The sequence below is a fragment of the Enterobacter cloacae complex sp. ESBL7 genome (genome assembly GCF_041679625.1).
Lineage (GTDB): Bacteria > Pseudomonadota > Gammaproteobacteria > Enterobacterales > Enterobacteriaceae > Enterobacter > Enterobacter asburiae_B.
This window is the reverse complement of the sequence record NZ_JBGORN010000054.1, coordinates 1-291: the sequence shown is the minus strand read 5'-3', so window position 1 is coordinate 291 and position 291 is coordinate 1. Positions and strand designations below refer to the sequence as shown.

1 pseudogene is annotated in these 291 nt (G+C 63.9%); it reads right to left on the bottom strand.

Annotated elements, in window-relative coordinates:
• Nucleotides 1-58 precede the first annotated feature (58 nt).
• Nucleotides 59-291: pseudogene (locus ACERY3_RS25435) on the bottom strand (ShlB/FhaC/HecB family hemolysin secretion/activation protein); the annotation flags it as partial.

Here is a 291-nt window from a genome sequence, read left to right as displayed (position 1 = left end):
ATCAGACGCTGCGAGAAACGAACGGGTGGGTGACGGGTATCCATAGTCGTAGAGTCTCTTAAAGCATGAAGGCAATGCGCCAGTTAACGCTCACATGATCCGGGCCGAGCCAGTCGGGGTAGCGCAGGGGCGTGCCGACCGAAATCTGGCTGCTGTACCCGCGCCCTGCGCTGCTCAGCCCCACCGAACCGCCCCACAGCGTGCCGGAGGCAAAGCGGTCCTGACGGTCTTTTTCCAGCCAGCCGCCGTCAACGGCGACCGTTGCGCTTACCGCGCCAATCACCGGGAGGG